Origin of the sequence: Mesorhizobium sp. M7A.F.Ca.US.005.03.1.1 (assembly GCF_003997975.1) — a bacterium.
GTDB lineage: Bacteria > Pseudomonadota > Alphaproteobacteria > Rhizobiales > Rhizobiaceae > Mesorhizobium > Mesorhizobium ciceri.
In genome coordinates this window covers 31386-51930 of the sequence record NZ_RZRO01000043.1, presented here as the reverse complement: position 1 = coordinate 51930, position 20545 = coordinate 31386, and the positions used below count along the sequence as shown (strand labels likewise).

The 20545-nt window shown below is 62.5% G+C and carries 24 protein-coding genes and 1 pseudogene; 17 read left to right on the top strand and 8 right to left on the bottom strand.

All coding sequences use genetic code 11. The annotated features are described in order from the left end of the window. From EN990_RS18735 to EN990_RS18725, 3 genes and pseudogenes are all read right to left on the bottom strand, one after another. A pseudogene (locus EN990_RS18735) lies at positions 1-305 on the bottom strand (VWA domain-containing protein); the annotation flags it as partial. A 3-nt stretch (positions 306-308) separates the two neighbouring features. Beyond that, positions 309-1238, bottom strand: a complete 930-nt coding sequence (locus EN990_RS18730; protein ID WP_013532114.1) for a MoxR family ATPase — start codon at positions 1236-1238, stop codon at positions 309-311. Continuing rightward, on the bottom strand, positions 1235-1762 hold the full coding sequence (locus tag EN990_RS18725) for a flavin reductase (RefSeq protein ID WP_013532115.1): 528 nt from the start codon (positions 1760-1762) through the stop codon (positions 1235-1237). The genes EN990_RS18730 and EN990_RS18725 overlap by 4 nt, the downstream gene beginning before the upstream one ends. 179 nt (positions 1763-1941) lie before the next feature. Between EN990_RS18725 and EN990_RS18720 the strand changes: the two genes are divergently transcribed. Together EN990_RS18720 and EN990_RS18715 are read left to right on the top strand one after the other, a co-directional pair. Next, a complete protein-coding gene (locus EN990_RS18720) occupies positions 1942-3015 on the top strand; it encodes an ABC transporter substrate-binding protein (protein WP_127370440.1) in 1074 nt (357 codons plus the stop codon). Further along, positions 3015-4040 (top strand): P1 family peptidase, encoded by a 1026-nt coding sequence (locus tag EN990_RS18715; protein ID WP_127388346.1) that lies wholly within the window; start codon positions 3015-3017, stop codon positions 4038-4040. Before EN990_RS18720 ends, EN990_RS18715 begins: the two co-directional genes overlap by 1 nt. A 9-nt stretch (positions 4041-4049) precedes the next feature. On the opposite strand, the gene EN990_RS18710 is transcribed toward EN990_RS18715, so the two are convergent. Continuing rightward, positions 4050-4304 carry a DUF2171 domain-containing protein gene (locus tag EN990_RS18710; RefSeq protein ID WP_013532118.1) on the bottom strand — a complete coding sequence of 85 codons (255 nt, stop codon included), beginning with the start codon at positions 4302-4304 and terminating at the stop codon, positions 4050-4052. A 128-nt stretch (positions 4305-4432) separates the two neighbouring features. Here EN990_RS18710 and EN990_RS18705 point away from each other — a divergent pair, with 128 nt between their 5' ends. The 3 genes from EN990_RS18705 (at position 4433) to purB (ending at position 7046) form a co-directional block, all read left to right on the top strand. After that, the gene (locus EN990_RS18705) at positions 4433-5158 is read left to right on the top strand and encodes a DUF2259 domain-containing protein (RefSeq protein WP_127384844.1); all 726 of its coding nucleotides are present in this window, start codon (positions 4433-4435) and stop codon (positions 5156-5158) included. 107 nt (positions 5159-5265) lie between these two features. After that, entirely contained in the window at positions 5266-5679 is a 414-nt protein-coding gene (locus EN990_RS18700) for a hypothetical protein (RefSeq protein WP_013532120.1), read from the top strand. A gap of 59 nt (positions 5680-5738) precedes the next feature. Beyond that, complete coding sequence (gene purB / locus EN990_RS18695; RefSeq protein ID WP_127367026.1) at positions 5739-7046, top strand: adenylosuccinate lyase; 1308 nt, start codon at positions 5739-5741, stop codon at positions 7044-7046. A gap of 125 nt (positions 7047-7171) precedes the next feature. On the opposite strand, the gene EN990_RS18690 is transcribed toward purB, so the two are convergent. Beyond that, a complete protein-coding gene (locus tag EN990_RS18690; protein WP_013532122.1) occupies positions 7172-7984 on the bottom strand; it encodes a VOC family protein in 813 nt (270 codons plus the stop codon). A 249-nt stretch (positions 7985-8233) separates the two neighbouring features. Between EN990_RS18690 and EN990_RS18685 the strand changes: the two genes are divergently transcribed. Further along, positions 8234-8782: an alpha/beta hydrolase gene (locus tag EN990_RS18685; RefSeq protein ID WP_127369486.1), complete on the top strand. Its 549-nt coding sequence runs from the start codon at positions 8234-8236 to the stop codon at positions 8780-8782. Between the two features lie 190 nt (positions 8783-8972). Then, positions 8973-10118, top strand: a complete 1146-nt coding sequence (locus EN990_RS18680) for an acyltransferase (RefSeq protein ID WP_127369484.1) — start codon at positions 8973-8975, stop codon at positions 10116-10118. Positions 10119-10156: 38 nt separating this feature from the next. Here EN990_RS18680 and EN990_RS18675 read toward each other — a convergent pair whose 3' ends face one another. Continuing rightward, positions 10157-10930 (bottom strand): HpcH/HpaI aldolase/citrate lyase family protein, encoded by a 774-nt coding sequence (locus EN990_RS18675; RefSeq protein WP_013532125.1) that lies wholly within the window; start codon positions 10928-10930, stop codon positions 10157-10159. A 128-nt stretch (positions 10931-11058) separates the two neighbouring features. After that, a complete protein-coding gene (locus EN990_RS18670; protein WP_013532126.1) occupies positions 11059-11379 on the bottom strand; it encodes a DUF1476 domain-containing protein in 321 nt (106 codons plus the stop codon). Between the two features lie 274 nt (positions 11380-11653). On the opposite strand from EN990_RS18670, the gene purC reads away from it, so the two are divergent. From purC to EN990_RS18640, 6 genes are all read left to right on the top strand, one after another. Continuing rightward, positions 11654-12448, top strand: a complete 795-nt coding sequence (gene purC / locus EN990_RS18665; protein WP_013532127.1) for a phosphoribosylaminoimidazolesuccinocarboxamide synthase — start codon at positions 11654-11656, stop codon at positions 12446-12448. 43 nt (positions 12449-12491) lie between these two features. After that, positions 12492-12734, top strand: coding sequence for a phosphoribosylformylglycinamidine synthase subunit PurS (gene purS / locus EN990_RS18660; protein WP_013532128.1), 243 nt, complete (start codon positions 12492-12494; stop codon positions 12732-12734). A 213-nt stretch (positions 12735-12947) separates the two neighbouring features. Further along, positions 12948-13616, top strand: coding sequence for a phosphoribosylformylglycinamidine synthase subunit PurQ (purQ, locus tag EN990_RS18655; RefSeq protein WP_024504558.1), 669 nt, complete (start codon positions 12948-12950; stop codon positions 13614-13616). Between the two features lie 84 nt (positions 13617-13700). Then, the gene (locus EN990_RS18650; protein WP_013532130.1) at positions 13701-14366 is read left to right on the top strand and encodes a glutathione S-transferase family protein; all 666 of its coding nucleotides are present in this window, start codon (positions 13701-13703) and stop codon (positions 14364-14366) included. After that, positions 14363-14770, top strand: a complete 408-nt coding sequence (locus EN990_RS18645; protein WP_013532131.1) for a hypothetical protein — start codon at positions 14363-14365, stop codon at positions 14768-14770. The genes EN990_RS18650 and EN990_RS18645 overlap by 4 nt, the downstream gene beginning before the upstream one ends. Before the next feature lie 3 nt (positions 14771-14773). Continuing rightward, positions 14774-15415, top strand: coding sequence for a Pr6Pr family membrane protein (locus EN990_RS18640; RefSeq protein WP_013532132.1), 642 nt, complete (start codon positions 14774-14776; stop codon positions 15413-15415). 76 nt (positions 15416-15491) lie between these two features. Here the strand turns inward: EN990_RS18640 and EN990_RS18635 are convergent, their stop codons facing one another. Continuing rightward, on the bottom strand, positions 15492-15743 hold the full coding sequence (locus EN990_RS18635) for a DUF1127 domain-containing protein (protein ID WP_027162365.1): 252 nt from the start codon (positions 15741-15743) through the stop codon (positions 15492-15494). Between the two features lie 92 nt (positions 15744-15835). Between EN990_RS18635 and EN990_RS18630 the strand changes: the two genes are divergently transcribed. The 4 genes from EN990_RS18630 (at position 15836) to EN990_RS18615 (ending at position 20464) form a co-directional block, all read left to right on the top strand. After that, entirely contained in the window at positions 15836-17245 is a 1410-nt protein-coding gene (locus EN990_RS18630) for a PLP-dependent aminotransferase family protein (RefSeq protein WP_013532134.1), read from the top strand. A 119-nt stretch (positions 17246-17364) separates the two neighbouring features. Next, positions 17365-19596, top strand: a complete 2232-nt coding sequence (gene purL / locus EN990_RS18625; protein WP_013532135.1) for a phosphoribosylformylglycinamidine synthase subunit PurL — start codon at positions 17365-17367, stop codon at positions 19594-19596. After that, positions 19593-20105 (top strand): hypothetical protein, encoded by a 513-nt coding sequence (locus tag EN990_RS18620; RefSeq protein ID WP_127370286.1) that lies wholly within the window; start codon positions 19593-19595, stop codon positions 20103-20105. Before purL ends, EN990_RS18620 begins: the two co-directional genes overlap by 4 nt. Positions 20106-20230: 125 nt before the next feature. After that, complete coding sequence (locus tag EN990_RS18615) at positions 20231-20464, top strand: BolA family transcriptional regulator (protein WP_010909092.1); 234 nt, start codon at positions 20231-20233, stop codon at positions 20462-20464. Positions 20465-20545 lie beyond the last annotated feature (81 nt).

Below are 20545 nucleotides of genomic sequence, written 5' to 3'. Positions count from 1 at the left end.
GTGTCGGGCGCCACCGGCGAAAACATCGCCAGCATCTTTTCGATCAGTTCGCGCGACTTCCAGAACAGCCGGAAGGCCTCGTCGAAAATGGCGTGATCCTCATGCCGCGACACCAGCACGGCGTGCAGCGTCCAGTAGAAATCGTCGCGCGAACCGATGCCCGCGGCGAGCACCGCCTCGATGGCGTCCTTGACCGAGGCCGGCCCCACCCGCATGCCCGCCTTGCGCAAGGTGCGGGCAAAATAGACGATGTTGTCGGCGATCCGCCCGTGCGGCATGGCCTCTTTTGGCTCGGGGCGCGGCATCGCCTACTCCGCCGCCGAAAGCTCGGCCTTCACCTCGTTGAGGATGCGCCGGCCTTCGCCCTGTTCGATGCGGGCAATGTCGTCCTGGTATTTCAACAGCACGCCGATCGTATCGGAGACGGTTTCCGGATCGAGCGCCACCTTGTCGAGCTCGGTCAGCGCGCCGGCCCAGTCGATGGTTTCGGCGACACCCGGCACCTTGAACAGCTCGATCTGGCGCAGCTTCTGGATGAAGGAGACCACTTCGGCCGAAAGGCGCTGGTTGGCCTGCGGCACCTTGCGGCGCACGATCTCCAACTCGCGCTCGGCATTGGGATAGTCGACCCAGTGATAGAGGCAGCGCCGCTTCAGCGCGTCGTGGATCTCACGGGTGCGGTTGGTGGTGATGATGACGATCGGCGGCTCTTCCGCCTTGATGGTGCCGAGCTCGGGCACCGTCACCTGGAAGTCGGACAGGATTTCGAGCAGGAAGGCCTCGAACGCCTCGTCGGTGCGGTCGAGCTCATCGATCAGGAAAACCGGGGCAGCCCCCGCCTTGCCGGTCAGCGCATCGAGCACCGGGCGGCGGATCAGGTATTTTTCGGAGAAGACGTTGCGCTCCATGGCGGAGCGCTCGACCTTGCCGGCCGCCTCCTCCATGCGGATCTCGATCATCTGCGCGGCGTAGTTCCACTCGTAGACGGCGGACGAGACGTCAAGGCCTTCATAGCATTGCAGGCGGATCAGCCGGCGGCCGAGCGCCTGTGCCAACACCTTGGCGATCTCGGTCTTGCCGACGCCGGCCTCGCCCTCAAGGAAAAGCGGCCGCTTCATACGCAACGACAGGAACAGTACGGTCGCCAACGACCGGTCCGCCACATAGTCCGCACCGGTCAGGAGATCGAGCGTCTCGTCGATCGTCCGTGGCGCGGCGCGCGGTTTCAGCTCGGTCATTCTTTCTCCGTGAACGCCGCCGCTCCGCTTTCCAGTACGTGGTAGCCGCGGGCGTGATAGATCAGCGGCCGCAAATTATCGCCCATCCGCAGGCCTGTCACCTTGCCAAAAAGCACACGATGGGTGGCCAGGTCCTTGGTGTCGATCAATTCGCAGTCGAACACGGCGAGCGCACCCTTCAGCGTCGGCGCGCCGGTGGAGATCACGTCCCATTCGCCGAGCGCGAAGCGCTCCTCGACCGGCAAGCCGGTGATTCCGGAAAAGCCGACTGACAGCGGCTCCTGGTGGGAAGCCAGGGTGTTCAAGGCAAACCTGCCGTTTTTCACGAACGGTTCGTTCTTGGGATTTTCGCGATTGAGACAGACCAGAATGGTCGGCGGGGTGTCCGAAACCGAGCAGGCCGCGATCACCGTCGCGCCGCGCTTGCCGGCCGGCCCGTCGGTGGTGACCACATGGACGTGGCCGGCAAAGTGGCTCATCGCGTCGCGATAGGCCTGCGGCCCAATGTCGTTCTTCTTCAGCACCGTATTTTTTCCATTGTCAGGATCCTATCGACATATATGGCCAGACATAGCCCGCCACAAGCGAAGTGCCTGAGCCATATCCCGAAATTCGCGTGTTGCACCAAGGCCGGGCAGCCTTTAGGTCTTGGCGGCAACAGTGCCGGGAGCATAGGACCGGCCCGGAGGATCCCATCGCTCGAATGCGACCCAGGACAAGAACAATAGCGGCGCTGTTCTGGCTGTTCCTGGCCAGTGGTGCGGATGCCCGGACGCTGCTGGTCGGCGTCTCGGCGCCCCTGTCGGGACCATCGGCCATTCTCGGCAAGCAGATCGAGGCCGGTACCGGTATGGCCGCCGAAGCGGACGGCATCGAACTCAAGACCGTGGATGACGCCTGCACCGCCGATGGCGGCGCTGCCGCGGCCAGGGAATTCGCAGCCGTCAAGGTCAATATCGTGGTCGGCTTTCTCTGCACCGAGGCGATCGAGGCGGCGATGCCGATCCTGAAGGACGCCAACATTCCGGTCATCACCATTGGCGTGCGAACCGAAAGCCTGACCGACCGCCGCGCCAAGACCGGCTGGCCGGTCTATCGCCTCGGACCACGCGGCGACGATGAGCGCAATGCGGTCGCGTCAGCCCTCACCCGCCTGTGGCAAAACGAATTGTTCGCCATTATCGACGACGGCACCATCTACGGCCGTGAAATCGCCGAGACGTTGCGGGCAGCGGCCGAACAGGCAGCGCTGAAACCTGTGTTCGTCGACACGTTCCGGCCCCAGCTCGACAATCAGATCGGCATGATCGGTCGGCTGAAGAAGGCCGGCGCGACGCATGTCTTTGCCGGCGGCGATGGCGACGACATCGCCATCATGGGCCGCGATGCCGCACAGCTTCAGGCGGGCATCGTCTTTGCCGGCGGCGAGAATCTGCGCACGCCGCCCGGCGACGTGCCCTATTCCTTGGGCACACTGATGATCGCACCGCCGGAATGGGCCGATGTCGCCGATCCAAAAGTGCTGGCGGCCTTTGCCGCGCAGAAAGTCGTGCCCGACGGCTATACGCTGCCGGCCTTTGCGGCGGTCGAAATCGCCAAGGCAGCGTCGGGCTTGTCCGAAAGCTCGGGCAAACCACTGACCGAAGCTCTGACCGGACAGGATTTCACCACGGCGATCGGGCCGATCCGGTTTGATGCGAAAGGCGATCTCAGCCGGAGTCCCTACCGCGTCTTCCGCTTCGATGGCACGCGCTTTGCGCCCTTGGAAAGCTACTGATGTTTCGCACCGGCCCACGCAACCTGATCACCGACGTTGCCGGCCTGCGCGTCGGCAATGCGTCCGACGCCAAGCTGAAATCCGGGGTAACGACCGTGCTTTGCGATGCGTCCACAGTGGCGGGCGTTCAGATCCTGGGCGGTGCGCCGGGCACCCGCGAGACCGACCTGCTCGAACCGCACAATTCCGTCGATGTGGTGCACGCCGTGGTGCTTTCGGGCGGTTCGGCTTTCGGCCTCGACGCGGCCTCCGGCGTGCAGGCGGCGTTGCGTGAACACGGCATCGGCCTCGAGGTCGGCGGTTTTCGCGTTCCGATCGTGCCGTCGGCGATCCTGTTCGACCTGCGCAATGGCGGCGACAAGGATTGGGGCCGTTATCCGCCCTACCGCGAGCTTGGCTATGAAGCCGCGCAAACCGCCACCGCCGATTTCCAACTCGGCAGCATCGGCGCCGGCACCGGCGCGCTCACTTCGGGGCTGAAAGGAGGCCTCGGCTCCGCCTCGACGCTGCTCGACAATGGCGTCACCATCGGCGCGCTGGCCGCCGTCAATCCGACCGGTTCGGTGACCACAGGCCGAACCCGCCATTTCTGGGCGGCACCGTTCGAAATCGGCGACGAATTCGGTGGGCTTGGCTATCCCTCGCCGATGCCTGACGAGGCGAAACGGATTCTTTTGAAGTACCGCGACAAACATTTTGGCCGGCAGACGGAGACCGGCGGCAACACCACCATCGCCGTCATTGCCACCGATGCGGTGCTCACAAAGGCTGCCGCCAAGCGCCTGGCGATGTCGGCGCATGATGGATTCGTGCGCGCCATCTGGCCGACGCACACGCCGGCAGATGGCGACCTTGTGTTCGCGCTGGCGACCGGCACGAGCGGTATCGAACTCTCCGCCGATGCAGCAATCGATCTCTACGCCGCCGCCGGCGCCACCATGGCGCGCGCCATCAGCCGAGGCGTCTATGCCGCGACGCCTGCCGAAAACGATCTGTTTCCGGTCTGGTCGTCACGCATGAAGTGAAGCGATCAATCAGACCGGATCGGACTTTTCTTCCTCGAACGTCACCGCGACATCAGAATTCGCCGACAGCCAGACCTTCTTGCCGTCGACTTCGGCAATCAGGCTCAGGGGAATGTAGTGGTGATGGCCCTTGTGGGCGCCCTCGCCGCTATCGGCCTTGGTCAGCTTGATGCGCTGGCCATCGACCTTGTCGACAGTGCCGACATGCACGCCATCGGCGCCGACGACTTCCATATGCTCACGAATTTTGCTGGTGTCGGTCATGGTGGTTCTCCATTGGGACTGCCGAGAATAACAAATGACGGGCCGATTGGATGCATCGGCTTTCGCACCGCACGACGTTTTGATTCCGTCGTGCTAGGGGATTGAAACGATCATGGGGGTGAAGACCGATGCGAATGCTCTTTCTGTTTGCCGTTGGCCTGCTTGCACAGCTTGCGACCTCGATCGCGGCTCATGCCGGCGATGTCGCTGAACTTGAGATCCTCGGCTTCACCAAGGACGGCAGCGTCTTCGCTTTCGAGGAATATGGCGTGCAGGATGGATCGGGCTTTCCCTATGCCAACCGCTACTACATCGACACGAGCACCGACAGCTTTCTGAAGGGCACGCCGATCCGGGTCCGGCTTGAGGACGAGAATGCCAAACTGGATGCGGTGCGCCTTCAGGCCCGGCAAAAAGGCGAATCCATTGTCAGCCAGGCCGAGTTGGACGCCAACCGCGGCATCACCGCGGGTTTCAACCCGGTGACCGAGCTTTCGGCGGATCCGCACCGGATGGCGGTCAATCCGCGCCCGATCTTCACTCCGGTCGACCCACCGCTCGAGTTCCGGCTCGACGAGTTGGGCATGAACAACGCCGATGGCTGCGAGAGCCAGGGCGAAATCAACGGCTTCCGGCTGCTGCGCATCGAGGCGCAGGATGGCGGCACGACCAAGCTGCTGCACCAGGACAAGGCGATACCGAAAAGCCGGGGTTGCCCGAACGGCTATCGCATCGGCGCCGTGCAAACCTTTTCCATGGACAGCCTCAGCGCCTATGCCGTGCTGATCGCGGTGCGCCAATACGGCTTTGAAGGCCCGGACTTTCGCTGGATCGCGGTGACCGGTCGCCTGTGACATCCCGTGCTCAACCCGCCGCGCGCGATCGTGCGCTGAACCGCCTTCGCCGCGCGATACCGACGCCGCGCACAGCGCTTATCGGCGCAGTGTTGTGGGCTGTGACGATGGGCGCCAGCGCGCTCGTCACCCTGTTGTTGGACGACTGGGAGACGCCGGCGAAAATCCGCATTGTCACCATGCTGTTTGCGGCGGGAGCTGCGCTGGCCTTCCCCATCGGCCTGTTTGCGACGCGGCTGGTCTCGCAGGGAAGACGCTGGGAAGTCGCTTTCGCCGCGGCCTTCGTGTGCCTAGCAGCGGCGACGATCGGCCTGACCGGCGGGCTGTTTGCCCTGCAGTACCGCTCCTACTACGCCGAGTGGCATGCGCCTGCTTTCACCCGCACCTGGGTCCTCCAGTTCGTCTTCACGACGTTGATTGCGCTCTATCAGTTCGTAGTGCTGGGCATCCGGCTCTATTTTCCAGTTGGTTTCATCGCTCTGTTTGCCGCGGGCGTCTGGTTTGCGCGCCAGCGGCGTTGAGCATTTTGCTCGCCTCTGTTAGGACGCGGGCAAACTTCTCGATATGTCAGGACTGACCGATGATCCCTCGCTATTCCCGGCCGGAAATGGTCGCCATCTGGTCGCCAGAAACCCGGTTCCGCATCTGGTTCGAGATCGAAGCCTATGCCTGCGATGCGCTGGCCGAACTCGGCGTCATCCCCAGGGAAGCGGCAAAAACCATCTGGGAAAAGGGTAGTGCCGCAAAATTCGACGTCGAGGCGATCGACGAGATCGAACGAGTCACCAAGCATGACGTCATCGCCTTCCTGACCCATCTTGCTGAATTTGTCGGGCCGGACGCCCGCTTCATCCACCAGGGCATGACCTCATCGGACGTTCTCGACACCTGCTTCGCCGTACAGCTGACCCGCGCCAGCGACATCCTGCTCGCCGACATCGACGGTCTGCTTGCAGCGCTCAAGCGCCGCGCCTTCGAGCACAAGAACACCGTCACCATTGGCCGCAGCCACGGCATCCATGCCGAGCCGACGACCTTCGGCGTCAAGCTGGCGCAGGCCTATGCCGAGTTCTCGCGCTGCCGCGAGCGGTTGGTGCACGCGCGTGAGGATATCGCCACCTGTGCGATCTCCGGGGCGGTCGGCACCTTCGCCAACATCGACCCCTATGTCGAGGAACATGTGGCGGCGAAGCTCGGCCTGAAGCCCGAGCCGGTGTCGACGCAGGTGATCCCGCGCGACCGCCACGCGATGTTCTTTGCCACGCTCGGCGTCATCGCCTCGTCGGTCGAGCGGCTGTCGATCGAGATAAGGCATTTGCAGCGCACCGAAGTGCTCGAAGCGGAAGAGTATTTTTCGCCGGGCCAAAAGGGCTCCTCGGCCATGCCGCACAAGCGCAACCCGGTGCTGACCGAAAACCTCACCGGCCTTGCCCGCATGGTTCGCTCCATGGCGATGCCGGCGATGGAGAATGTGGCGCTCTGGCATGAGCGCGACATTTCCCACTCCTCAGTCGAGCGCATGATCGGCCCTGACGCCACCGTGACGCTCGATTTCGCACTGTCACGGCTGACCGGCGTCATCGACAAGCTGCTCGTCTATCCCGACAACATGCTGAAGAACATGAACAAGTTCCGCGGCCTCGTGCATTCGCAGCGTGTCATGCTGGCGCTGACGCAGGCTGGGTTGTCTCGCGAAGACTCCTACCGTCTGGTCCAGCGCAACGCCATGAGGGTGTGGGAGCAAGGCGCTGATTTTCTTGAAGAATTACTGGCCGACAAGGAAGTGACCGCTGCCCTGCCCGAGGCCGAAATCCGCGAGAAATTCGACCTGGGCTATCACACCAAGCATGTCGACACGATCTTCAAGCGGGTGTTTGGCAAAGCCTGAGGCAAAGCGCTATACCGTCGCTGGCCGCGAGCGGCAGGCTTCACCTTCTCCCCTGTGGGAGAAGGTGGATCGGCGCGCAACGCCGCGACGGTTGAGGGGTGCTCCAGCTTGGCGCAGCCCTCAAATCAAGCCTTGCCGGGAACAGTCCTGATCACCGTGCCCCATGGATCTTCGCGGGTCACCGGGCTGGTCACATTGTCCGAACGCATCTCCACCCAGGCCAGACCCGACCGGCTGGGATCGCGGCGGCCGGCGCCCGAACTCTGCCAGGCGTTGGCGCCGATGTGGTGGTGATAGCCGCCTGACGACAGGAACACCGCCTGGCCGCCATATTTGGCCACCGTGTCGAAGCCGAATTCCTGGTTCCACCAGGCTTCGGCGTCTTCCGGCCTGCCGACGCGCAGGTGGACATGGCCGACGACGCTGTTTTCCGGCGCGCCCTGCCAGCCGGCGTCACCCGCAGGCACTTCGGCAACGACGGACGGAATGTTCATCCGCTCGGTCGCCATCGCCACCTTGTCGCCATTCCACTTCCAGTCCTGCGGACGGCGGTCGGCATAGATCTCGATGCCGTTGCCTTCGGGATCGGTCAGGTACAGTGCTTCGCTGACCAGATGGTCGGAAGCGCCCTCGATGGCGATCTTGTTTGATATGGCGTGGTTGATCCAGCGGCCGAGATCGGCACGGCTGGGCAGCAGGAAGGCAGTATGGAACAGGCCTGCGCTGCGAGGATCATCCGGCTTGGCCGAAGGATCGGCCTCGATGACCAGCAACGGACGGTTGGCGGCGCCCAGCGTGATCGCCCCATCGGCGCGGCTCAGTTCCTGCAGACCGACGATGCTGCGATAATATGCGGCAAGGCTTTCCGCGTCGCGCGCCTTCAGCCCGACGCGGGCAACGCTGACCGGGGTGGTGGCGGCAAAAGGCAACTCGCTCATCAAATGCTCCGTTCGACCGGCCTGCGATGAAGCTCCCAAAGCGAGAAACCCCACTCCGCCGATCATTGTACGTCGTGTCAGTTCCAAAGTCAGGGTTCCCGCGCACGGCTGTTTCTTTTCCTGACCACAGATCGTCCATCCGCATCGTTCACACAAGACGCGAAGAAGCGAACATGGTGTTCACTATTGTGATCAAACGTGGCGTTTCTGCCGGTTGCACGAAGCGATGCCGCTCGCTATCTCAGCGCCATGAAGGTCAGAGACGCAGATATTCTCATCGTGCCGGGCTACGCCAATTCCGGCCCCGACCATTGGCAGAGCCGCTGGCAGTCGAAGCTGTCGACGGCGCGCCGCGTCGAACAGGCGGAGTGGTCGAAGCCGGTGCGCGAGGACTGGACGGCGAGCGTCGCCAAGGCGGTCAACGAGGCCGAGCGGCCGGTCGTCCTGGTCGCGCACTCACTTGGCGTCGCCGCGGCGGTGCAAGCCATTCCGCAATTCCGCAAGCCGGTCGCCGGGGCCTTCTTCGTGGCGCCGCCCGATGTCGCTAACCCCGAGATCAGGCCCAGGCACCTGATGACCTTCGGCCCCTACCCGCGTGAGCCGCTGCCCTTTCCCTCGATCGTGATTGCCAGCCGCAACGATCCGTTCTGCGCCTTCGATGTCGCCGAAGACATTGCCGGTGCCTGGGGCTCGCTGTTCATCGATGCCGGCGAAACCGGTCATCTCAGCGAGGATTCGGGCTTCGGACCGTGGCCCGAAGGCTCGATGACCTTCGCCAAGTTCCTGACGGACCTGTAATATATACGGTCAAAGCCTGAACACGAAGCTGCTCGGCAGGCCATCCGGCTTGCGTGAACAATAATTTAATGCAGATCGCGATAATCTCTCCAGCAACGGCGAACTCTGTTCGCCGAACGATTATATTCGCGCGTACTAAATAGCAATTATTCAAAGAAAGCCCATACTTGGCCAAGGATGCTTCACTCGATTGTTAAGAGGTGTCGCCGCGCTCGTAGTTCTGAATGGGCATTGTTTGGGTGCTTTTGCGCCATTGATGGAAGGCGAGGGAGACTTGGCCGGGCAATCGCTCAAAACAAGCCTGGCTTTCGTCGCGTTCAATGGCGGCTCCGCCGTCTACCTGTTTTTCGTCCTGTCTTCCTACGTGCTCGTGAAGCGTTATTTTCAGACCAGCAAGGCACAAGATCTGCGGTTGGGTGCGATCAAGCGCCTGCCACGCCTGGCCGGCCCGGTACTCGTTACGACGCTGGCATCCTGCATCATCTTCAAGCTCGACCTGTATTTCATCAAGGATGCGGCCGCCGTCACCCAATCCGACTGGCTGAGAAGTTTCGGCAATGCTTCAAAGGTGCTATCGCCGGAGACTGCGAGTTTCGCCGACGCGTTTCTGCAAGGGGCGTGGCGGACGTTCATCTACGGCGACAACTATTATGACAGCAGTCTGTGGACCATGACGGTCGAGTTCTGGGGGAGCATGCTGACCTTCGCCCTCGCCCCGATCGTCTTTTTCCTTCAAGGCCGCTGGACGTTATCGTTCTGGGTCTGCATAGCAGCAGTCGTGTTCCTGGCGCTGCAAGTCAGTTACTTTCTTTGTGCCTTTCCGGCCAGCCTCTTGCTCTATCCGCTTCTCGCCATGGATTTTCGCCCGAATCGGTGGGTGAGAGGCGCCATGGTGATGGTTTCCCTGGCGCTGCTGGGTTATGCGGGGAGTGCCGTGGGCATATATCGCCCGTTCGCCGTGCTTGACGTGGCTTCCGATGTGGGCCTGCGGCAAGCCTGCGTGGCCATCCCGGCAAGCGTCATGTTGGTCTACGCGGTGCTGAGTGTGGATGAGCCTCTATCATGGCTCTCGGGTAAGGTGGCACGTTTTCTGGGCGACCTGTCCTTCCCACTCTACCTCGTGCATGTACCCGTTATCTGCTCATTGGGGTCATGGGTTTTGTTGACAAGCGGTTCCACCGCACTCGGCGCCGCCGCCGCCATACTGGGTTCGATCCTCGCGGCGTTGCCGCTCATGACCTTCAACAACTGGTGGGTCCAGATGGTCGGCGCCCTGTTCAACAGGTTCAGGCGCGGCGGACCTATCGCCGCGGCGCCTGCGGCGTCGAGCGCCTAACCGCCCGGCGCTGTGACGGCAGTGCGTCCGGTTCGGGTTCAGGATCCGATCGAATCCTTGATGCCCTTGAGCAGGGTCTTTGCGCCCAGTGAAATCAGCGCATGCTCCGAGCCCATGGCCAGCAGGCGATAGCCCATCGACACGACCCGGCCGGCAATTGCCGGCTCGACAACGTAGATCGCCGCATGTTTGCCGGCCTTGCGGGTGCGCTCGGCCACCGACGCCACCGTCTCCATCATGCTTTCCAGCGTCGAATTGACCGTGGCGCCATTGCTCCAGGCGATCGAGAAATCCGACGGGCCCAGGAAGATGCCGTCGATGCCGGGCGTATCGAGGATGCCATCGAGAGCATCGAGGGCTGCACGCGTCTCGACCATGGCGAAGGCCATGGTGCGCTGGTTGGTGTCGCGCAGCCAGTCGGCCTGGTCGCCTTGGCCGTGGCGGGGAAAAGCGTAGGTCGGGCCCCAGGAGCGCTCGCCGACCGGCGGGTATTTCATGGCGGCGGCGAACAGTTTTGCGTCGGCAACCGAGTTCACCATCGGCGCGATGACCGCCTCGGCGCCGAAATCGAGCGCGCGGCTTGCCATGTCGAAACGGCCAACGGGAATTCGCACCAGCGCCGGCTTGCCGGTAGCGAGCACCGGCACCAGGCCACGCAGCACGCTGTCTTCGTGATGGCCGCCATGCTGCATGTCGAGCGTGACGGCATCGAAACCCTGCTTGGCGACGATCTCGACCGTCAAGGCATCCGGCACACCGGACCATGCGGTGAACAACGTTTCATCGGCCGCGAGGCGGGACTTCAGGGACATGAACTCTTTCCTTGTTAGCGACCGCAGTTTCAGCCGGAAACCGCGGCAAAGGCAAAGAAAAACCGCCCGGATAGGCCGGGCGGTCGATTGGTCCAGCGTATGGCCGCGGGATCAGCGCATGGCCCGGATCAGGTGTTCTTGATCTGCTCGATCGCCTGCGCCATCAGTTCGTCCATGGTGCGGCGGATCTGGTGGTCCGACTGCTCGACGCCGGCCGCGTCGAAATCCCCGCGGATCTTGCGGAACACGTCGTGGTCGCCGGCCTCCTCGATGTCGGAGATAACCACTTCCTTGGCATAGGCGTCGGCATCGGCGCCGGACTTTCCGAGCTTTTCGGCGGCCCACAGGCCGAGCGCCTTGTTGCGGCGCGCCGAGGCCTTGAACCGAAGCTCCTCGTCGAATGCGAATTTACGCTCAAAGCCCTCTTCACGGTCTTTCATGCTGCTCATGGCGTCCCTCCGGGTCAAATTCGATTCGTTGGCGGTGAATATGTGCGTTGTCAAAGCACAAACCAAAAGGTCGCGGGCCGGTCAATATGCTTCATCGCATGCTGCGCTGCGGCATTTCAGTCCCGAAAGCGGTTGATTGGAAGGATTTGCCGATTGAGCAAACGATGTGATTGGGATAGACCCGGCATTGAACCCTACCGTAGCCGCACTATTTCAGGCAGACGGACAGGAAATGGTCTGATACCGCCTGTCCGGAACCTCAGAGAAAAATCAGATGAAAAATCGCCGCCGCATTTATGAAGGCAAGGCCAAGATACTCTATGAGGGACCCGAACCGGGCACGCTTATCCAGTTCTTCAAGGATGATGCAACCGCGTTCAACAAGAAGAAGCATGAGGTCATCGACGGCAAGGGCGTCCTCAACAACCGCATTTCCGAGTATATTTTCAACCATTTGAACCGCATGGGCATTCCGACCCATTTCATCCGCCGGCTGAACATGCGCGAGCAGTTGATCAAGGAGGTCGAGATCATTCCGCTCGAAGTGGTGGTGCGCAATGTCGCCGCCGGCTCGCTGTCCAAGCGGCTCGGCATCGAGGAAGGCACCGTTCTGCCGCGCTCGATCATCGAATTCTATTACAAGGCCGACGCGCTCGACGACCCGATGGTGTCGGAAGAGCACATAACCGCGTTCGGCTGGGCGAGCCCGCAGGAAATCGACGACGTGATGGCGCTGGCCATCCGCGTCAACGACTTCCTCTCCGGCCTGTTCATGGGCGTCGGCATCCAGCTCGTCGACTTCAAGATCGAATGCGGCCGCCTGTTCGAAGGCGACATGATGCGCATCGTCGTCGCCGACGAGATCTCGCCGGACTCCTGCCGCCTGTGGGACGTGGCGACGCAGGACAAGCTCGACAAGGACCGTTTCCGCCGCGACATGGGCGGCCTCGTCGAGGCCTACCAGGAAGTTGCCCGCCGCCTCGGCATCATGAACGAGAACGAGCCGCCGCGCCCGACCGGCCCGGTGCTCGTCGCCTCGACCGACGGCCTCAAAGGCAAGCCGCACTGATCGCGGTTTGCGACCCGATAATCAGAACAGGAGCATGTCCAGCGTGATCAAGGCCCGCATTACCGTCACCCTCAAGAACGGCGTGCTCGACCCGCAGGGCAAGGCGATCGAACACGCATTGTCCGGCCTGGGCTTCGGCGGCGTCGGCACGGTGCGGCAGGGCAAGGTGTTCGATGTCGAGCTGGCGGAAAGCGACAAGGCCAAGGCCGAAGCCGACCTCAAGGCCATGTGCGACAAGCTGCTGGCGAATACGGTGATCGAGAATTATAGTGTGACGCTTACCTAAGGCTGTGCCGGAGGCACGGATGCCTGAAGTCACGAATGAACTGATGTACGAGCTTCTCGAGATTGTAGCGATCAGGCTTGCAGGCGTTGAGCACGCAAACGGACGTCAACAATATCTACGCGATAGCAGGCCGTATCGATCAACATCTTGAACGGATTGAGCAGCGCCTCGAGTTGCGCTAACTCGCCGAAGCACAAAGGCCTTACGAACGAAATGAAATCAGCCGTCGTCCTCCTGCCTGGCCTCAATCGCGACCGCGACATGATCGCGGCGCTGACCAAGATTTCGGGAACACCGCCGGTCACCGTCTGGCAAACCGACACCGAAATCCCCGATGTCGATCTGATCGCCATTCCGGGCGGTTTTTCCTTCGGCGACTATCTGCGCTGTGGCGCGATCGCCGCGCGCATGCCGGTCATGCGGGCAGTGGCCGAAAAAGCGGCCGCGGGCGTGACGGTCATCGGCGTCTGCAACGGTTTCCAGATCCTGGTCGAGGCCGGCTTGTTGCCGGGCGCCTTGATGCGCAACACCTCGCTGAAATTCGTCTGCCGGCAGGTGAAGCTCGAGATCACCAATGCCAACACCATGTTCACCCGCCGCTATCAGCCGGGCCAGATCATCCGCTCGCCGGTCGCGCATCATGACGGCAATTATTTCGCCGACGCCGACACGCTTGCCCGTCTCGAAGGCGAAGGCCAGGTGGTGTTCCGCTATGCCGAGGGCACCAACCCCAACGGCTCGATCAACGACATTGCCGGCATCGTCAACAGCCAAGGCAATGTGCTCGGGCTGATGCCGCATCCGGAAAACCTGATCGAAGCAGCCCATGGCGGTACCGACGGCCGCGGACTGTTCGAGAGCGCCCTCGGCATCGCTGCCTGACGATATCGAAGCGAACAGCTTGAAAACAGCCGGACATTCCTGTCTCTTTGGAGCAAGTCTGGTTCATTGGGGAGAGAGACGGTCATGAAACTCTATTCGCGGCCGTTGTCGCCCTACTCGTCGATCGTGCGGGCATTGGCCTACATCAAGGACGTACCACTCAAGATCATCGCGCCGCCGCCCGGTTTTCCCATCCCGGAAGAGTTTCGCGCCATCTCGCCGATGAACCGGATTCCGGTGCTGATCACCGGCTCGGGCGAGACGATTGTCGAATCGGTGGTCATCGCCGAATATCTCGAGGAACGGTTTCCAGAACCGGCGCTGCTGCCCCCCGATTCCAAGGACCGTGCGCTGGTGCGCATGTTCGCCCGCATCACCGATCTCGATGTGCTGACCCCGTTGATGAAGCTTTTCGAGCTTCATTCCGTGCCGAAGCGCAACAATGCCGAGATCGACGCTCAGTTCGCCCGCCTGCATCATGGACTGGCGGCAATCGAGGCCCGTATGGCGCAAGGGCCCTTCGCACTCGGCGACGACATCAGCTTCGCCGATGCCTGGCTGACGCCGACGCGGTTCATCTTCAACAATTTCCGCGCCATGACAGGACGCCACGACCTGCTCGACGCCTATCCCAAATTCGACGCCTACCAGCAGATCGCCTCGCAACACCCGGCATTGTCGCGTGTGTGGGGCGAGATGACCGACGGCTTGAAAATCTTCCTGTCCGAGCTTGAGATGGGTGCCGCTTGATCAAGTCGAGGACGATCGCGCTGGTCGCCGCGGCGGGCTTTGTGCTGGCATCCTGCCAGTCGACGCCAAAGAGCACGCCTGTTCCCTCGGGCAAAAGTGCAGCGCTGCTGGCCATGGAACAAGTGGCGATCGCCGCCCACAAATGCTGGATCGCCAGCAAGGACCCGGCCTTCAAACCGTATCAGATGGCCAATGAGCTGAATTCGTTCAGCGGCACGCCGCGTTTCCTGCTGGTTCCGGCCAAGCACTATGGCGGCAAACCTTTGCTGGTCGTGCAGGCGCAAGGCAATTCTAGCCGTGTCGACGTCTTCGGACCGCTGATGAACGATCCGCTCGGCGCCCGCATCGGCTCCGACATTTCCCGCTGGCAGGCCGGCAATCCGGCCTGCGCCGCGACGGCCTAGCCCATGGGCCGCTTTCTGCAGATTGTGGGGCTGGTCATCGGTCTGGCCGGGCTCATCCTGCAGTTCTGCATCAGCATTCCTGCATCGATGGAAGCAGGCCGCAGCCTGCTTGGCTCCGTCATTTTCGTCTTCAGCTTCTTCACCATCCTGACCAACATCGGCGCGGTGCTGGTGTACACGTCGCTGCTGTCACCCACCTTCTATGCCTGGCTGCCGGCCTTTGCAGGGGCGCGGATGCGCACCGGCGTTGCGGTTTCGATCGCACTGGTCTTCATCATCTACGCAACGGTTCTGGCACGACTCTGGCAGCCGCAGGGACTGTTCCTGCTCTGCGATGTTCTCCTGCACTACGTCACGCCGGTGCTGTTCGTGCTGTGGTGGCTGATATCGGGCGCCGACGGCCGGACACGCTGGAGCGACATTTCGTGGTGGGTGATCTATCCCATCGCTTATCTGGTCTATGCGCTGGTGCGGGCGCCGCTTGCCGGCGAGGTGCCCTACCCTTTCCTGAACATCGCCAAGAACGGCGCGACCAGCGTCGTCATCTCAGCTGCAGCCATCACCGGACTTTTCCTCGTGCTGTGCGTGGTCGCCGTCCTTGCGGACCATGCCGTTGCACGCACCAGGGCGTCGAGGGTCCGTTAGAACTGTGCGGACCTTCTGTCCGGATTTCCCGGGACCATCATCTTTCCCAAACCGGTTCCCACTTTTGGGATCACGGTCAGTCCCAGAACGGCCTGATGCCCTCGCGGTGGGCGTCGCAGCGCGTGACGCCGATATCCTTGAGCTGGTCGTCGGTCATCTCCAGCAGAGCCAACCGGCTGCGGCGGCGATCCAGCAGGTTGTCGATCCATCCTGCCAGCGACCTCAGCACGCGCACAAGGCGGCTGACAAAGCCGCGCTGAGCCGACGGGCGTGTCGATTGGGCCGATAATGCAGCGCTCGAATGACGTATTGTCGCAATTGTATTCATTTTCTTTCTGCCAAAGTCCTAAATTGTACCCTTTTGGCACGCGATTGATATGTATTGACTCATCTATCGGTGCAATATAGAAAATTGTCACCATGACAAATTGGCTTCCAGATCTCACTGCCGGCTCCGGCCCGCTGTATCAGCGGCTGGCGGATTCCATCGAGACGGACATCGATCGGGGCGTGATCGATGCCGGCGCAAAGTTGCCGCCGCAGCGCGACCTCGCCTACGACATCGGCACCACCGTCGGCACGGTCGGCCGGGCCTATCAATTGCTGCGCGAGCGTGGGCTGGTGAGCGGCGAGGTCGGGCGTGGAACCTATGTGCTCGGCCAGCGCGCGAAGCCGGATTTTCCGGCTCCGGACGTCGGCGGCGAAGGCACGCGCTATATCGATGCGCCTAAAGGCAAGCTGCGTTTCGACAGCACCGCAGCACCTGATATCGGCCAGGGCGACATTGTCGCCGGTGTCCTGTCGCGCACGGCGCAGGACCATCCGCATGAGATTTCGAGCTACACCAGGGATTTCCCCGAACGATGGTACGAAGCCGGCGCCCGCTGGTTGGCGCGCAATTCCTTTCGCCCGGATGCCGACACCATCGTTCCCACGCTCGGCACCCATGCGGCGGTGATGGCGGCGATCGCGGCGCTCACCATGCCTGGCGACTATGTTGCCTTCGAGCACCTCACCTACTCGCAGGTTTCCCGCAGTGCCGGCTTGATCGGCAGGCGCACCGCGTTGGTGGCATCGGACGATGAAGGCATCGATCCGCAGGATTTCGAGCGCGTCTGCGCGCAAAAGCATCCCAAAATGATCTTCCTGATGCCGACGGCGCAGAATCCGACGCTGGCCACCTTGTCGGCGGCGCGCCGCGAAGCGATCGCCCATGTCGCACGCGAATACAATGTCGTCCTCATCGAGGACGACCTCTATGGCAATCTGACCGATGATCCGACGCCGTTGCTGGCCGAATATGCTCCTGAGAGGACCATTGTCGCGGGCGGCCTGTCGAAGTCGGTCGCAGCCGGTGTGCGCGGCGGCTGGCTTTCCTGCCCGCCCGCCTACCGCCACCGCATCCGCGTCGCCCACAAGATGATGACCGGCGGCATGCCCTTCCTGCTGGCGGAGGTGAATACAAGGCTGGTGCTGTCCGGTCAGGCGGATGAGATACGAAAGCGCAGCATCGCCGAAATCAGCGCCCGCATCGCCATCGTACGCGAGACTTTGGCCGGCTTCGCCTTCAAGTCGCATGACAGGGTGCCCTTTGTCTGGCTGACCCTGCCCGACCCCTGGCTTTCCGGCACCTTCAAGAACGCTTGCCTGGAGCACGGCGTGCTGATCGACGACGAGGACGAATTCAAGGCCGGCCGTTCCGAGCAGGTTTTCCATGGCGTCCGCTTCGGCGTTTCGCAGCCGAGACAGCGCGGGGATATCGCTGAAGGCGTTGCGGTGATCCGGCGACTTCTCGATGAAGGCCGCGCCGGCTACGACAGCTTCTCCTGACACTGCGTGGCTTTGTCCGGTTTTCCGTCGTTTTTCGTCAATCCATGGGTGTATCGGCCGCAAGGCTTGCGATAAGACGGGACTCAAAATCCCAACGTCCCGGATAAAAATCGCCGCCCATGACCATTTCCAATTCCGTGCCGATCACCCCCGAGCTCATTGCCTCACACGGGCTCAAGCCCGACGAGTACCAGCGCATTCTCGACCTCGTCGGGCGCGAGCCGAGCTTCACCGAACTCGGCATCTTCTCGGCGATGTGGAATGAGCACTGCTCCTACAAATCCTCGAAGAAATGGCTGCGCACGCTGCCGACCACCGGACCTCAGGTCATCCAGGGGCCGGGCGAGAATGCTGGCGTGGTCGACATCGGCGATGGCGACTGCGTCGTCTTCAAGATGGAGAGTCACAACCACCCATCCTACATCGAGCCCTACCAGGGTGCGGCGACCGGCGTCGGCGGCATATTGCGCGACGTCTTCACCATGGGCGCGCGGCCGATCGCGGCGATGAATGCGCTGCGTTTTGGTGCGCCCGACCATCCCAAGACCAGGCACCTCGTTTCAGGCGTGGTTTCCGGCGTCGGCGGCTATGGCAACGCGTTCGGCGTGCCGACGGTCGGCGGCGAGGTCAATTTCGATGCCCGCTACAATGGCAACATCCTGGTCAACGCCTTTGCAGCGGGCCTTGCCAAGACCGATGCGATCTTCCTGTCCGAAGCCAAGGGAGTCGGCCTGCCGGTCGTCTATCTCGGCGCCAAGACCGGCCGCGACGGCGTCGGCGGCGCCACCATGGCTTCGGCCGAATTCGACGACAAGATCGATGAGAAGCGTCCGACAGTGCAGGTCGGCGATCCCTTCACCGAAAAGTGCCTGCTGGAAGCCAGCCTCGAACTGATGGCCTCGGGCGCCGTCATCGCCATCCAGGACATGGGTGCGGCCGGCCTCACCTGCTCGGCGGTCGAAATGGGCGCCAAGGGCGACCTCGGCATCGAGCTCGATCTCGACAAGGTGCCGGTGCGCGAAGAGCGCATGAGCGCCTACGAAATGATGCTTTCGGAAAGCCAGGAGCGCATGCTGATGGTGCTGCGTCCGGAAAAGGAAAAGGAAGCCGAGGCGATCTTCCACAAATGGGGGCTCGACTTCGCCATCGTCGGCAAGACCACCGACGATCTGCGCTTCCGCGTGCTGCACCAGGGCGACGAGGTTGCCAACCTGCCGATCAAGGATCTTGGCGACAAGGCTCCGGAATATGACCGGCCGTGGATCGAACCGAAGAAGCCGGCGCCGCTGGCCGCCAATGACGTTCCGCAAGCCGATGTTGCAGACGCGCTGCTGAAGCTGCTCGGCGGTCCCGACCTGTCTTCGCGCCGCTGGGTGTGGGAGCAGTATGACACGCTGATCCAGGGCAATTCGCTGCAGCTTCCAGGCGGCGATGCCGGCGTGGTGCGGGTCGAAGGCCATGCGACCAAGGCGCTCGCCTTCTCGTCCGACGTGACGCCGCGCTATTGCGAGGCCGACCCTTACGAGGGCGGCAAGCAGGCGGTGGCCGAATGCTGGCGCAACTTGACCGCCACCGGCGCTCTGCCGCTGGCCGCAACCGACAACCTCAATTTCGGCAACCCGGAACGGCCCGAGATCATGGGCCAGCTGGTCGGTGCCGTGAAGGGCATCGGCGACGCCTGTCGTGCGCTCGAATTCCCGATCGTCTCCGGCAATGTCTCGCTCTACAACGAGACCAACGGCCAGGGCATCCTGCCAACCCCGACCATCGGCGGCGTCGGCCTGATCGCCGATTGGTCGAAGATGGTGCGGGCCGGCTTTGCGGCCGAGGGCCAAATGATCCTGCTGGTCGGCGCGCCGGCGTCCTGGGGAACGCATCTCGGGCAATCGGTCTATTTCAGGGACATACACGGCCGCACGGATGGACCGCCGCCGCCGGTCGACCTCGAGCATGAAAAGCGCGTCGGCGACCATGTGCGCGCGCTCATCGCCTCCGGCATCGTCACGGCGGCGCATGACGTTTCCGATGGCGGTATCGCGGTGGCTTTAGCCGAAATGGTGATGGCGTCCGGCATCGGCGCCACCGTTCCCGGCCTTGTCGGCACCGACCCGATCCCGGTCTGGTTCGGCGAGGATCAGGGCCGTTATCTGCTGACGCTGTCGATCGACCCGCATGGTGACGAATGGGACGCCATTCGCAAGCAGCAGGGCGAGCTTGGCATCTTCGCGCCGTGGATCGGCTCCACAGGCGGCAGCGCGCTGAAGCTTGGCGACGCCAGGGCAATCCCGGTCAGCGAACTCTCCTCGGCTCACGAAGGCTGGTTCCCGCGCTTCATGGATCAGGCTAGTTGACCACACTGGCTGCCCGGGCGCTGCTTGCAGTCGTTTTCTGGCCGTCGCTGTTCTTCTTCTGGTTCCTGGGACCGTTCGTCTTTTTCCTGCTGTCGACAACCTCGAGCGAGGTTTGTATGCGGCTGGAAACACGTGCGGAGTTCCTTGCCGCGGCGAACGGCGCCGTCCCGATGCTGGCGCTGCAGAACCTCCTCTACGCGGTCCCGATCATCTGCCTGGTGCTCTGGGGCCGCCTTTTCCCGGATCCGGCACGGGCAAGGCACATCGTCACCTGCGTCAAGCTTTTCGCCGGCACGGTGGTCGTGGGCGCGTTGTGGGAGTACGGCTCGTCGCTCATCTGCGACGGCCATGGCCAAGGGTTCTTCTCGCCGGCTTGGCAAATGACGAGCTATCTCCCCATTGTCAGCCTGCTGCTCAACGCGCCGCTCTATGTGCTTGCCTTCGGCCTTGGCCGCGCTTTCTCGACACGCGAGGACGTTGCCGAGGATGAAGCAAGCCCACCGGCCTAGTCTTTCTCTGAAGCCGTGTGGCCGTTGGCGGGACAGAACGGCTTCAATCCGGACCGGAAAGGCTTTAGGCTCACCCGACTCTCATCTTATGGCCGGCTACCGGCCGCTCGAAACAGGATTTTGCCATGGCAATGGATGCCCACGACATCGAAAAACTGATCAAGGACGGCATTCCGGACGCCAAGGTGACGATTCGCGATCTCGCCGGCGACGGCGACCACTATGCGGCCGAGGTGGTGGCCGAGAGCTTTCGCGGCAAGAGCCGCGTCCAGCAGCACCAGATGGTCTATGACGCGCTGAAGGGCAATATGGGCGGCGTGTTGCACGCACTGGCGCTGCAGACCAGCGTTCCCGACTGACCCTTAGCGCTTGGCCCAACACGGCTCATCCTTTGCGCCATTTCAGCCACGGCGCGGCTAACGTCTTGTTTCGAGCAATCG